Origin of the sequence: Clostridium sp. OM05-6BH (assembly GCF_003481635.1) — a bacterium.
GTDB lineage: Bacteria > Bacillota > Clostridia > Lachnospirales > Lachnospiraceae > Butyribacter.
The window spans coordinates 67,986-81,607 of record NZ_QULH01000008.1; the positions used below are offsets into that span (position 1 = coordinate 67,986).

Consider the following 13,622-nt stretch of genomic DNA (forward strand, 5'->3'; position numbering starts at 1 on the left):
GGACTAAGACCATGAAGTTAGAGATTAAAAACATTAGTAAGCAATACGGTAAAAAAACGGTGTTGCAGGGGGTGTCACAAGAGTTTTCAGGAGGAGTATACGGCTTGTTGGGCCCGAACGGTGCAGGAAAAACGACATTGTTAAATATTATCGCCACTGTTTTAAAGGCATCGGCAGGAACAATCTGTTACGAGCAGAAAAATGTGTTTGATGATCTGGCAGGGTATCATTCTATGGTAGGTTATCTGCCACAAAAGATCGGATTCTATACTCATTTTACCGGATATGACATGATGAAATACATGCATTATCTAAAGGGGGGAGATCGTAAGAACACTCGTCAGATTGATGAATTGCTGCAAAGAGTAAATCTATATGATGTAAAAGATAATAAGATCGCCACTTATTCCGGTGGAATGAAGCAGCGTCTTGGCATTGCACAGGCTTTTTTAGAAAGTCCAAGAATACTGCTGTTAGATGAACCGACAGTTGGCCTGGATCTGGAGGAGCGCGCGGAGTTTAAGAGGATGATACAGGAAGCCGGCAAGGAGATGACAGTGATCTTATCCACGCACATTGTTTCTGATGTTGAAGAGACGGCAGATTATATATTAGTTATGAATGAAGGAAAGGTTCTGGAGAATCATGCAATGTCTTATTATATGAAGCAGATAGAAGATAAGGAACTGACCGGCTTAGAACAGTATTATTTGCATTTGACGGGGAGAAAATTACATGATACAGGGAATGAAATTTGAAAGCAAAAAGTATGTGCTTACTTGGGGAACGTTACTTATGCTGCTATTGCTGACGTTTGCGGCAATTGGCTTAATGCATTTTAATGAGTACGGATATGTTTTTGAAAAAAATACAAGGGAAATTTTCTTTACAAAGATGAAAGACCAACAGATTTCCTTAGCTGACAAGCAAAAGCTGCAGGAGGAAGTCGATCAGCTTCAGACAGAGCTTTATCGTGAGGATGGGACACCGATTAAAACAGAAATTAAGAAGCCGGGGAAATATGCCGGTACGAAGCTTGACGAATATGGCTTTTTAGGAGAAGCGATCGATTGCATTGACTGTATCCAAAAGAGAAACAGTAATATGGAGCTGATGGTTTCTGATTATCAGGGAGAATTGGTGGGTTACCATAAAGAAAAAAATACAACAATTGTTGATCAAAAAAAGCTTACGGCTGCCGTTTGTTGTGAACTATATGGCGTACTGCCTTGTTTGTTTGTCATCTTTGTCCTTAGCAATTCTTTTTCCATAGAGTGGGAGAGTCATTTGGCAGATGTTGTCCATGTCACCCGCAAAGGAAGAGAGAGAATTATACTCACGAAGTTATTGCATGGAGTTTTTTGGTCTGTGATTTCCAATTTTTATTTTTGGGGTATTTATTTGGCATATCAATGGTTTGCTGTTGGTATGCGTAGTGAGGACTGGAGCAGTCCGCTCTTTTTGGTGGAGGGGTATCAAATGTGCGCTTCAGGACTAACGATCTTTGGTTATATTTTGCGACAGATCGCAGCATCTGCACTTGCCACGATTGTCATCGCAGTGATCACCATGTTGTTATCCAAATTAACGCGCAAAGGGATCTTTGCACTGTTAGCGGCATTGGTCATTTTTATACTGGGGATCATTCCGGATGTTATGGAAGTGGTACTTTATAACAGCATTTTTTTGGTGGATTCGGGAGAACGGTATTTCCTGCCGAGACCGGAATTTTATCGATTATTAAAAATCGAAAAACTTGGTAATCCGATTTCATTATTTCAGATAAAATATTTTGCGCAGCAGCCGAGGTATATTCAATTAGGACAGTATCAATATTCTATGGTGATCTTCCCGCTGCTTATCGCCGTTATTCTTATTGGGATATGTATTATGCTATTGTTGTGGACCAAAAGAGGTGGTAAAAAATGATATGGTTTGAATGGAAAAAGATCTTAAACGGTAGAGTGCTGCTATGCTTTGTCGTTATCCACCTGGCTTTCCTGATGCTCTTTTGGACACAGAATTCTAGTGTACAAAAGGGAAGAAATACTGCAAAGCAGCAGGAAATATATCAAAAGATCGGTGGCAGATTGACGGCATCTACCGCAAAAGAGATTGAAGAGCTGAAACAGAGAAAGGATGCCGTGTTAGAGGAGGAGGCGCAGAAAGAAGATGAATATGCGCAGGGGAAGATCAGCGTCGATGAGTATATGAAATATCGTGACGAATATCATATGATGAATGATAAGAATGAAGCAATTGATATGATCTATGAAAAATACGAGACAGCACGAAAAAATGGCTCTTGGATGATCTTTGATGGTTATTACGATCAATTATTTCGCATGGATCGAACGCAGTGGGGCTTGATGTTGTCTGTTTTTTTGCTGATCGTGTTGTTAGTATGCTGTGAGCCAAAAGAGTTATTGGCAACGATAAGTGTAACCAGAGAAGGCAGAAGAGGATTATGGGGTGCTAAGCTTAGAACAATCCTTATGGCGACATTGATATTTGTCATTCTGTTTGCCGTGGAGGAACTTATGGTGATACGACAGTTTTCGCCACTTTCTTATTTGGACGCACCCATTCAAAGCATTTCCTGTTTGGCAGGAAAGCATATCACGATCAGTATTGCTCATTGGTATTTGTTGACGCTGTTACTTCGAGTAGTAAATACAATGATCTTTGCAGTCGTGACCTATAGTATTCTATATTTTATACAAAACAAAAAGGTCGGAGCCCTGATTTTGGCAGTGCTCATATTTGGACCGGTATTGGCAGCGGCGTTTATGCAGTACGACACTTGGAATATAATAGCAAAATGGATCATGGTTTATCCGGTTATTTCCTAAAATATAGGATGAAACCAGTCGTTATAAAAAATATAATATCTCCATTGGAGAAAATCCTCCATGAGAGAAAATCGTCCTTGGAGAAAATCTGTCGCTAACTTGAAAAAGTAAATTCCAGTGCAGGAGAATATCCTTCATGGGAGAAAAACTTGACAAACAGAGGTGATAAGGGGTAAAGTAATATTAACTAGAGGTGTTGGTAGGGTAGCACAATAAGTTTGTGTTACTTTTGATAAGGGAGGGATGACGATGTCATTATATACAGGTAATAATAGTGGATTGATGAGTTCGTTATTTGGATCATACAAGAACTCATTGTTTGGAGGTTTGAGCAGCTCTCTGAGCGATTATTCGATGATCCGTAGTGGTGCGTATGGCAAGCTGATGAAAGCATATTATGCAAAAGAGGCTGGTACAACGCAGAAGACAGACAAAACAGACAAAACTAATAAAAACGATAAGACAGCACAGATGAGCACACAGGAAAAGGAGCAGCTTCAGCAGATGCAGGAGCTCAAGACCGGTGCAAAAAGTTTGTCGGATGCGGCATCTGCCTTGCAAAAGGACTCTTTGTATAAGGTTGAGACGGCAGAGGATGGTACGAGTGCGGTGGATCGCAGCAAGATCACATCAGCACTGAAGAGTTTTGTAGGTGCGTATAATACTTACATTGAGCAGACCGGTAAATCCTCGAAGTCAACGGTGCAGAAGCAGAATCTGTCAGCGTTGAAAGCAACAGCTGCTAATTCCAAATTGTTGGCAGAGGTTGGTATTAGTTATGACAAAAAAGGCAACTTGACATTGGATGAGACAAAGGCACAGAAAGCTTCCCTGTCAACGATCAAATCACTGTTTCAGGGTGGTGGTTCTTATGGAGATACGATCGGTGATAAGGCAACAGCAACATATCGGCTTGCCAATAGTGCAAGTTATAAGACTTCCGGAGGAACCAGATATAGCAGCCAGGGAACGTATTCTACTCTTGGCAACACCAGTAATTTACTGGATCAACTGCTATAAATAATGCGTATTTATGTGAAGAAATAGATTGTCCAACTGTTTGGTGCGGTTGGACAGTTTTTCTGTATAGCCAAAATAATGGTAGAGGTGAATTATGTATCGATTTTATGTATCTGCAGACCAGCTTGCAGAAAAAGAAGTGTTCATTTCCGGGGGAGATGTCAACCACATCAAAAATGTATTACGCCTTGAGGTGGGAGACTGGATCGTAGCTTGTGATGGGAACGGAACGGATTATGTATCGCGGATTCAATCTATTTGCAGTGATGAGGTTGTTGCGTCGATCGAGAAGGTTCAGCCCACGGGAACAGAACTGCCGGTGAGGATCACTTTATTTCAGGGAATGCCGAAGAAAGACAAACTGGAACTGATCATTCAAAAGGCGGTGGAACTGGGTGCCTGTGAAATTGTGCCGGTCATGACAAAACGGACAGTTGTTAAGCTGTCTGAGGAAAAAAAGATCAACAAGCGGTTAGAGCGTTGGCAGTCTATTGCGTATGCGGCAGCAAAGCAGTGCGACCGAGGGATCATTCCTACGGTACACAAACCGGTAAGTTATGAGGAAGCACTTGCTATGGCAGACCAACTTGATTATAATGTAATACCATATGAGCTTCAGACAGGGATGGAAGAGGCAAGAAAGATTGTGGATCAGGCGTGTAAGCAGCGGTCTCTTGGCATTTTCATCGGGCCGGAAGGTGGATTTGAACCGGAGGAAGTGGAACGTGCCATGACGAGAAACATACATCCGATGACGCTTGGAAAACGTATTTTACGTACCGAAACAGCAGGAATGGCGTTATTATCCATTCTAATGTTTCAGATGCAGGGTGAATGACTGTCAGGGTGCAGCATTTGACCTAAAGTCGTATGCAGGGGCGGGGGACTTGAAGATTAGTGTTAGGATAACATGGAGGCAGCAATGGAAGCATATTTAGATAATGCGGCAACGACGAGAGTTTTTCCGGAAGTCAGAGAAAAAATGGTTCGTGTGATGGAGGAAGATTTTGGAAATCCTTCCAGTAAACATACCAAAGGAATGGAAGCGGAAAAGTATATTCGTGAAACCAAGGAGATTTTAGCAAAAGACTTAAAATGCACTCCCGGAGAAATTATTTTTACATCAGGTGGAACAGAGTCTAATAATATGGCATTGATCGGTGGCGCATATGCAAATCGACGCGCAGGCAAACATATTATCACGACGAGGATAGAGCACGCTTCTGTACATGAACCGCTTGCCTTTCTGGAGGAGTTGGGCTATCAGGTTACGTATCTGCCGGTGGATAAAAACGGACAGGTTTCACCGAGCGAGTTAGAGAAAGCGTTGACGGAAGAAACGATTCTTGTGTCGATCATGTTAGTGAATAATGAATTAGGTGCAGTGGAGGATGTAAAAACTCTGTCGGAGATCGTGCATTCTTACAATCCTAAGATTTTATTTCATGTTGATGCTATCCAGGCATATGGCAAATATCATATTGTGCCGAAACGTTTGGGGATCGATCTGATGTCTGTCAGCGGTCACAAGCTGCATGGACCTAAGGGAGTCGGATTCCTTTATATGCGTGACAAAGCGAAAGTTCGTCCGCTCATTTACGGCGGTGGTCAGCAAAAGGGATTTCGTTCCGGTACGGAAAATGTTCCGGGGATTGCCGGCTTGGGTGTGGCAGCAGAGCTGTTTTGCAAAAACAGATCAACCTATGTGGAACAGATGTATGCCTGCAAGAAACATTTGATCGAGGGACTGGAAGTACTAGAAGATGTGACGGTCAATGGCGTGTCAGGGCTTCCATTGGAAGAGACAGCACCACATATTGTCAGCGCAAGTTTTGCAGGAGTGCGCAGTGAAGTGTTATTGCATGCACTGGCAGAAAAAGGTGTCTTTGTATCCTCGGGTTCGGCTTGTTCGTCGAATCATCCGGAACTTAGTGGTACGTTGAAGGCTATCGGTGTGGCAGATGAATTACTAGATTCTACGCTGCGGTTTAGTTTCTCGACAGATACAACGATAGAGCAGATTGACTATGCATTGGAGCAATTATGTAATTTACTTCCGATGCTTCGAAGATTTATTAGAAAGTAGGAGGTTATCAATGGCAAAACAGGCTTTTTTATGTAAGTACGCAGAGATTGGAATTAAGGGAAAGAATCGTTATAAATTTGAGAATGCATTATGCGAACAGATCCGCAGACGATTGGCAAAGATTGATGGCGAATTTACCGTTGTCAGAGAGCAGGGACGTATTTTTGTGGAAGCAGATGGAGATTATGATTTCGATGATGCGATCGATGCCATGAGTCATGTGTTTGGTGTATCCGGCATCAGTCCGGTCGATGTCATCGAAGAGAAAGATTGGGATAAACTGACGGTCTGCGTGGGAGATTTTGTGGAGCATCAATATGGCAGCAAACCGTTTACGTTTAAGGTGAAATGCCGCCGCAGTGATAAGCATTATCCGCTGACTTCACCAGAGGTTTGTGTAGAGATGGGAAGTTATTTGCTGGATCGCTTTGAGAATGTCAAAGTTGATGTACATGATCCGGATGTATATATTTGGGTAGAGATCCGTGATAAAGCTTATGTATATTCGAAAGTATACACAGGAGCGTGCGGTATGCCGCTTGGCACAAATGGCCGCGCAATGTTATTGCTTTCCGGCGGAATTGACAGTCCGGTAGCTGGATATATGATCGCCAAACGCGGTGTGTATGTAGATGCAGTATATTTTCATGCACCGCCTTATACGAGCGAACGTGCTTTGCAGAAGGTAGTTGATCTGGCAAAGATCATTTCTAAATATGTTGGTCCGATCCGTTTGCATGTGGTCAACTTTACGGACATTCAGCTCTATATTTATGAAAAATGTCCACATGAGGAATTGACGATCATTATGCGTCGTTATATGATGCGCATTGCAGAAAAATTAGCCTATGACAATGATTGTTTAGGCCTTATTACCGGAGAGAGTATCGGTCAGGTGGCAAGCCAGACGATGCATAGTTTGGCAGCAACGAATGAGGTGTGCACACTTCCGGTATATCGTCCGTTGATCGGATTTGATAAGCAGGAGATCGTAGATATTTCGGAAAAGATTGGAACGTATGAGACATCGATCCAGCCGTTTGAAGATTGCTGTACGATCTTTGTTGCGAAGCATCCGGTTACAAAACCAGATTGCAAGGTAATTCGCAGATCCGAGGAAAATCTGACCGAAAAGATTGATGAAATGGTACAGACTGCATTAGATACGATTCAGATTATTGAGATTGATGAGTAAACATAAGTGATCGCATCCTCGTGGAGCGTTTTTTACATTATAGGAAACGTGAAGTTTCCTATAATGTAAAAAACCTCTTTCCGGCTGGAAAGAGGTGATACTGCTCACACAATATGGTATATAGAGTATTACTCTACAATGTAAGGTGCTAAAACCTTAAGGATCTCATCGGTGTCATCGTCATGGATGTTCAGATCAATGGCTTTAGACAGATCCAAACTGAAGATTCCCATGATAGACTTAGCGTCGATCACATATCTTCCGGATACTAAATCAAAGTCAGTGTTAAACTTAGTTACGTCGTTTACAAATGCTTTTACCTTGTCAATTGAGTTTAATGAAATTTTTACTGTTTTCATATTTTTTTACCTCCTTTTCTTTCTTACAGTTTTATACTAGTCACTATGGAAGAAAAAGTCAATATACAATGTTGCTAAAAAAATAATTTGAAAACGAAAAAACATAGCCAAAAATGAACAGGATTATTTTTTGAGAACAGCATTTTTACATAAAATGGATGAGAAAGGAAGAAAGAATTATGCGGATTGCCTTTTTGACGCTTGGCTGTAAAGTGAATTCTTATGAGACAGACAAGATGAAAAATAAATTTATCGAGGCGGGAGATTATATCGTTTCTTTCGAGGAAGAGGCGGATATTTATTTGGTGAATACATGTACCGTAACAAATATTGCTGACCGTAAATCCAGACAGATGCTTCATCGCGCTAAGAAAAAAAATCCACAGGCATTGATCGTTGCTACGGGATGTTATGTAGACTCTGCACTGGCAAAAGATGAGCAGGATGAAAGCGTGGATCTGTTTGTACCGAATGACCAAAAGAACGCCATTGTAACTTTAGTCAAGCAGGCGTGGCAGCAAAATGTGGCGGATGCGGTACAAAGCGAAAATGGAGTTTCCATAGAGGAGAAAGTGTGGCAGATATCCGGGGAAGAGACCGGAAGAGTTGGCGGTGGTGAATCTTTGATGGCACAGGAAGAAGAGCATACCAGAGCATATCTTACCGTGCAAAATGGCTGTAATCTGTATTGCTCCTATTGCATCATTCCGTATGTTCGAGGACCGCTGACGAGCAAGCCGATCCCGCAGGTCGTACAAGAGTTGAAACAGATGGCTGCGAAAGGTATTCGGGAAGTTGTACTTACCGGAATACATTTGTCTTCTTATGGGGTAGATGACCGCAAAGCAAGTTCCTTTTTAGAATTGAAAGGGCGTCCGCTGTTAGAGCTACTTACAGCTGCCAATGCGGTGGATGGCATTGAGCGGATCCGCTTAGGGTCGTTAGAACCGCGTATTATTACGGAAGAGTTTGTGGCACATTTGGCTGCACTGCCGAAGGTATGTCCGCATTTTCATTTGTCCCTGCAAAGCGGCTGCGATGAAACACTGCGCCGTATGAATAGACATTATACGAGTGAGCAGTATTTGGAAGGCGTGCATATATTGCGGCGTTATTATGAGAATCCGGCGATCACGACAGATATTATAGTAGGATTTCCGGGAGAGACAGAGGAAGAGTTTGCAGAGACATTGGCGTTTGCAGAGACGGCAGCGTTTGCGCAGATCCATGTGTTTAAGTATTCCAGACGCAAGGGAACAGTGGCAGACAAGATGCCGGAACAGCTTTCGGAGCAGGAAAAAGCAGGTCGCAGTGACCGGCTGTTAGCGGTGACAGAGCAGCTTTCGGAAACGTACCGCAGACAATTTATCGGACAGGTAACGCAGGTGCTGTTGGAAGAAATGACAGAAATAGATGGCGAAAATTATGTTGTCGGCTACACATCCAGATACGTTCGCGTTGCTGTGCCGATCGGTGCAGATGGGATGTTTGAAAAGGGTGCAGTAGTCTTTGTAAAGCTGGAAAAACAGGGGCCGCATGATGTTTTGTTAGGGCATTTTGCCGAATGAGCCCACAAAAAAAACTTGTATTTTTCGTTTGATTATATTACTATAGACGATAGGTAAGAGTACGTGAAAAGAGAATGGAGGTTAGAGCCTTTATGCAGGAAGTAAATAATACACAATATTTCAAAGTACAGAAGGACCAGGATATTGAGGTTAAGGATGTTGTAGAACAGGTATACCGTGCCTTGATAGAGAAAGGATATAACCCAGTAAACCAGATTGTCGGGTATATTATGTCTGGTGACCCAACGTATATTACCAGCCACAAGGGCGCAAGAAGTTTGATCCGCCGTGTGGAGCGTGATGAGATGATAGAATTATTGTTAGAAGATTATATCCGCAATAATTTTTCATAGAACCTAATAGCCGGGGATTAAGAGTGCATAAGCAGATAGAAGGAGTAGCATAGCCGTGAGAGTGATAGGACTTGACTATGGATCAAAGACGGTTGGAGTGGCATTGAGTGATGAATTGATGCTGACAGCTCAGCCTCTTACTACGATTCACCGTGACAGACCGACGAAATTGCGTCAGACATTAGCTCAGATTGAACAGATCATAGAACAATACGATGTGGATCGCATTGTGGTCGGCTGGCCGAAGAAGCTGGACAATGAAGAGGGTGAGCGTTGCGAGAAGACAAAAGAATTTGGCGATATGCTTGAAAATAGAACCGGGCTTGAAATAATCTATCAGGATGAAAGACTGACGACAGCACAGGCAGACGGTGTATTAGAGCAGGGGGGCATACGTAAGGACAAGCGTAAGCAATATATTGATAAGATGGCGGCATCTTTGATCCTGCAGAATTATTTGGATACATTGTCTCACCGGTAGAGCAGGTAGAGAGCAGCTATAAAGGTTATAGCGATACGGAGGAGACGAAACGATGACGGAGCAAGTTATCTTTACGAATGAAGACGGAGAGGACATTCGTTTTTATGTTGTAGAAGAAACGAAAATAGCTGGAGTAAATTATTTGCTTGTAACAGAGCAGGAAGATGCAGATTCAGAAGCATATATTATGAAGAAAGTTGCAGAGGACGGCAATGAGGAGCTTGTTTGTGAATTTGTAGAAGACGAACAGGAATTGGACGCGATTTCTAAAGTATTTGCGGAACTTTTAGAGGACGTTTCTATAGAAATGCAAGAATAATTCACCCGAGATAATAAGCTATATTGATAAGCTGTACAGTAATTATCGAGGGTTTGTTTTTTGTGCGCTTAAAAAATGAGAAAGGTAGGTAAGATTTTGAGAAGAGAAACAGATGATTATACGGATTTTGAAGGAGGAGTGCCACGTAAGGCGCCGGTAAGAAGGACACGCAGAACAGCGTCGCCGGCAGCACAGAGAAGAACGACGACCAGACGTGTTGCAGCGCCGAAAGAGAAGATCGAGATCGGTATGGGATTGAAAATCATCCCGTTGGGCGGCTTGGAGCAGATTGGAATGAATATTACCGCATTTGAGTACGAAGACAGCATTATTGTTGTGGATTGCGGATTGTCATTTCCGGGAGATGATATGTTAGGAATCGACCTGGTCATTCCGGATGTATCTTACTTAAAACAGAATATTGATCGTGTAAAAGGTTTTGTGATAACACATGGACACGAGGATCATATTGGTGCACTGCCTTACGTATTAAAAGAGATCAATGTTCCGGTTTATGCGACAAAGCTTACGATGGGACTGATCGAGAACAAATTAAAAGAACATGTTATGCCTAAGCCGGTAAAACGTAAAGTGGTTAAGTATGGACAATCCATCAATCTTGGCTGCTTTCGTGTAGAGTTCATCCGAACTAATCACAGTATTTCAGATGCAGCGGCATTGGCAATCTTTTCTCCGGTTGGAACAGTTGTGCACACAGGAGATTTTAAGGTTGATTTTACGCCGGTCAGTGGAGAGACGATAGACCTTGAGCGTTTTGGTGAACTTGGTAAAAAAGGAGTTCTGGCATTGATGGCAGATAGTACGAATGTGCAAAAGCCGGGTTACACGATGTCAGAGCAGACGGTTGGCAAAGTTTTTGATACGATCTTTGCGGAAAATGAAAAGAGTCGAATTATTGTAGCGACCTTTGCGTCGAATGTAGATCGTGTACAGCAGATTATAAATTCTGCTGAAAAATATGGAAGAAAGGTTGTCGTGGAAGGACGCAGTATGGTTAATGTGATCTCAACGGCGACAGAGCTTGGCTACTTAAATGTACCGAACAATATCATGATCGAAATGGAACAGATGCAGAACTATCCGCCGGAGAAATTGGTGTTGATCACGACCGGAAGTCAGGGAGAGGCGATGGCTGCATTGTCCCGTATGGCAGCGAATATCCATCGCAAAGTATCGATCATGCCGGGAGATACAGTGATCTTTAGTTCCAGACCGATTCCGGGCAATGAAAAGTCTGTATCCAAGGTTATTAATGAGCTGGCGGAAAAGGGTGCGAAAGTAATCGTGCAGGATACTCACGTATCCGGACATGCTTCACAGGAAGAGATCAAATTGATCTATTCTTTGGTGAAACCACAGTATGCGATCCCGGTACATGGTGAATATCAGCATTTGAAAGCTCATGCGGAACTGGCCCAGCAGATGGGTATTCCGAAAGAAAATACGATCATTTTATCGTCCGGTGACGTGTTAGATCTCTGTGAAGATCATGCAGTTTTGATCGGAAAAGTGCAGGCACAGGGCATTATGGTAGATGGTCTTGGCGTTGGAGATGTCGGCAATATTGTATTGCGTGACAGACAGTATTTATCTGAGAACGGGTTGATCATTATCGTTCTTACTTTGGAAAAATATACAAATCAATTACTTGCCGGACCGGATATTGTATCACGAGGCTTTGTTTATGTCAGAGAATCGGAGTATTTGATGGATGAGGCGAGAGAAGTGGTATATTCTGCATTAGAAAGATGTCTCGACAATCATGTAACAGACTGGACCAAGATCAAGACAGAGATTAAAGATAGTCTGAGTGATTATTTATGGAAAAAGATGAAGCGTAATCCGATGATCCTGCCGATCATCATGGAAGTGGAGTAAATACATGAATGAGATGAAACAATTAATGACGGAACTGACAGACAGGCTTAGAAAGACCAATGAATACAATCAGTATATCAATGTTCTTAGCCGTTTGAAGCAAGATCCGGAGCTTTATGAGAGAATCGGAGATTACAGACGACGAAGTCTATGGATCCAGATGCAGGAGGGAGAGGCTTTTATTCAGGGGAATAATGGTCTGCAGAAAGATTTTGCCGATCTCCAGGAAAATGGTCTTGCTAATGAGTTTTTTGCTGCAGAACATCAGTATATCGCAATGGTCAAAGAGCTGCAGGAGCAGTTCTTAGAAGGTTCGGCAGTGGAAACATCCTTTTTGGAGGGATAGAGATGAACGATCCTTATACCAGAAAACTGCAGGTGATGTTAAATTCTGCACGGTACCTGCTTGCAATTTGTGTCAATATATTAGTGCTGGTTCTCATTTTATATGGTGTCAGCCGTGTATGTATTTGCGGGTATCATTTTTGTTATGCGGTTTTTGGAACGGTAACGGTTGATCAGGGCAAAGGACAGGAAAAAGTTTTTCAGGTAGAGACGAACCGGTCTATGTATGAAGTGGCAGACAAACTTCAAAAACAGGGGTTGATCGTTGATAAGTACAGTTTTTATGCGAGAACACAACTGCTGGAGCAGGATACTGTTATCTTGCGGCCGGGAACCTATGTATTGCGTACGAATATGGACTATCAGGAGATTATTGACATTTTAACAGTTAGTATTTAGATTGGAGAGTGCAATGATTGTAAACGAACGTTTGGTGACTTATTTGGATTCACTGACTTGGCAGATACCGGAGCCGATGCAGGAATTAGAGCAGTGGGCACTGCAAAAAGAAGTGCCGATCATACGTCGTTCGATGCAGTCATTGCTTTTGTTTATGCTGCGTCTGCGACAACCGAAACATGTTTTAGAGATAGGAACGGCAGTGGGGTTTTCTGCTCTTTTAATGCGTAGTGAATTGCTGCCGGATGCAACGTTGGATACGATAGAAAAAGTTCCGGCGAGAATTCGGGATGCCAAAGAAAATTTTGCCAAATATCCACAGGGAGACAAGATCAGATTGTTAGAGGGAGATGCGGCAGATATACTTGCGGCACTGGTGCGCGAGCAGAAACAATATGATTTCATATTTATGGATGCAGCAAAAGGGCAATATGCTGCTTTTTTGAATCCTATTTATGATTTATTGCAGCCGGGAGGACTGCTTGTGACTGATAATGTTCTTCAAGAGGGAGATATTATTGAGTCACGCTATGCGATCCGCCGTCGAGACCGCACGATTCATGGGAGGATGCGGGGGTTTTTATACGAAATGACACATTCGGAACAGTGGGATAGTGTTATATTGCCTGTTGGGGACGGTGCTTTGCTGTCTTATAAGAAAACGAATGTAAAGCAGATGTAAGAGTACGGTAAGATAATGCTTGTAAACTGCATAATTGTTAGATATAATGAAATTTAGCGAGTTC

Annotated in this window: 16 protein-coding genes; 15 read left to right on the forward strand and 1 reads right to left on the reverse strand. The window is 42.5% G+C overall.

Annotated elements, in window-relative coordinates; all coding sequences use genetic code 11:
* The first annotated feature begins 11 nt into the window (after positions 1–11).
* From DXB73_RS08635 to thiI, 7 genes are all read left to right on the forward strand, one after another.
* Positions 12–758 carry an ATP-binding cassette domain-containing protein gene (locus tag DXB73_RS08635; protein ID WP_022025711.1) on the forward strand — a complete coding sequence of 249 codons (747 nt, stop codon included), beginning with the start codon at positions 12–14 and terminating at the stop codon, positions 756–758.
* Positions 736–1,929 (forward strand): hypothetical protein, encoded by a 1,194-nt coding sequence (locus DXB73_RS08640; protein WP_118690830.1) that lies wholly within the window; start codon positions 736–738, stop codon positions 1,927–1,929. The genes DXB73_RS08635 and DXB73_RS08640 overlap by 23 nt, the downstream gene beginning before the upstream one ends.
* Positions 1,926–2,852, forward strand: coding sequence for a hypothetical protein (locus DXB73_RS08645; RefSeq protein ID WP_118690831.1), 927 nt, complete (start codon positions 1,926–1,928; stop codon positions 2,850–2,852). Before DXB73_RS08640 ends, DXB73_RS08645 begins: the two co-directional genes overlap by 4 nt.
* A gap of 249 nt (positions 2,853–3,101) precedes the next feature.
* Positions 3,102–3,872 (forward strand): hypothetical protein, encoded by a 771-nt coding sequence (locus DXB73_RS08650; protein ID WP_118690832.1) that lies wholly within the window; start codon positions 3,102–3,104, stop codon positions 3,870–3,872.
* A gap of 94 nt (positions 3,873–3,966) precedes the next feature.
* The gene (locus DXB73_RS08655; RefSeq protein ID WP_022025707.1) at positions 3,967–4,710 is read left to right on the forward strand and encodes a 16S rRNA (uracil(1498)-N(3))-methyltransferase; all 744 of its coding nucleotides are present in this window, start codon (positions 3,967–3,969) and stop codon (positions 4,708–4,710) included.
* Between the two features lie 84 nt (positions 4,711–4,794).
* Positions 4,795–5,958, forward strand: coding sequence for a cysteine desulfurase family protein (locus tag DXB73_RS08660; RefSeq protein WP_118690858.1), 1,164 nt, complete (start codon positions 4,795–4,797; stop codon positions 5,956–5,958).
* A 10-nt stretch (positions 5,959–5,968) separates the two neighbouring features.
* Positions 5,969–7,153, forward strand: a complete 1,185-nt coding sequence (thiI, locus tag DXB73_RS08665) for a tRNA uracil 4-sulfurtransferase ThiI (RefSeq protein WP_118690833.1) — start codon at positions 5,969–5,971, stop codon at positions 7,151–7,153.
* A 128-nt stretch (positions 7,154–7,281) separates the two neighbouring features.
* On the opposite strand, the gene DXB73_RS08670 is transcribed toward thiI, so the two are convergent.
* Positions 7,282–7,512, reverse strand: a complete 231-nt coding sequence (locus DXB73_RS08670; protein WP_022025704.1) for an HPr family phosphocarrier protein — start codon at positions 7,510–7,512, stop codon at positions 7,282–7,284.
* A gap of 179 nt (positions 7,513–7,691) precedes the next feature.
* Here DXB73_RS08670 and mtaB point away from each other — a divergent pair, with 179 nt between their 5' ends.
* The 8 genes from mtaB to DXB73_RS08710 all read left to right on the forward strand — a co-directional run bounded on the left by mtaB (position 7,692) and on the right by DXB73_RS08710 (position 13,558).
* Positions 7,692–9,080, forward strand: coding sequence for a tRNA (N(6)-L-threonylcarbamoyladenosine(37)-C(2))-methylthiotransferase MtaB (gene mtaB, locus DXB73_RS08675; protein ID WP_243104007.1), 1,389 nt, complete (start codon positions 7,692–7,694; stop codon positions 9,078–9,080).
* Positions 9,081–9,172: 92 nt separating this feature from the next.
* Positions 9,173–9,433, forward strand: coding sequence for an IreB family regulatory phosphoprotein (locus DXB73_RS08680; RefSeq protein ID WP_022024663.1), 261 nt, complete (start codon positions 9,173–9,175; stop codon positions 9,431–9,433).
* A 55-nt stretch (positions 9,434–9,488) separates the two neighbouring features.
* Positions 9,489–9,914: a Holliday junction resolvase RuvX gene (gene ruvX, locus DXB73_RS08685; protein ID WP_022024664.1), complete on the forward strand. Its 426-nt coding sequence runs from the start codon at positions 9,489–9,491 to the stop codon at positions 9,912–9,914.
* 52 nt (positions 9,915–9,966) lie between these two features.
* Positions 9,967–10,233 (forward strand): DUF1292 domain-containing protein, encoded by a 267-nt coding sequence (locus DXB73_RS08690; RefSeq protein ID WP_022024665.1) that lies wholly within the window; start codon positions 9,967–9,969, stop codon positions 10,231–10,233.
* Between the two features lie 249 nt (positions 10,234–10,482).
* A complete protein-coding gene (locus DXB73_RS08695; protein WP_118690859.1) occupies positions 10,483–12,132 on the forward strand; it encodes a ribonuclease J in 1,650 nt (549 codons plus the stop codon).
* A 4-nt stretch (positions 12,133–12,136) separates the two neighbouring features.
* Entirely contained in the window at positions 12,137–12,478 is a 342-nt protein-coding gene (locus DXB73_RS08700; RefSeq protein WP_118690835.1) for a YlbF family regulator, read from the forward strand.
* Positions 12,479–12,480: 2 nt separating this feature from the next.
* Positions 12,481–12,876, forward strand: a complete 396-nt coding sequence (locus DXB73_RS08705; protein ID WP_022024668.1) for an endolytic transglycosylase MltG — start codon at positions 12,481–12,483, stop codon at positions 12,874–12,876.
* A gap of 13 nt (positions 12,877–12,889) precedes the next feature.
* Positions 12,890–13,558 carry an O-methyltransferase gene (locus DXB73_RS08710; protein ID WP_118690836.1) on the forward strand — a complete coding sequence of 223 codons (669 nt, stop codon included), beginning with the start codon at positions 12,890–12,892 and terminating at the stop codon, positions 13,556–13,558.
* Positions 13,559–13,622 lie beyond the last annotated feature (64 nt).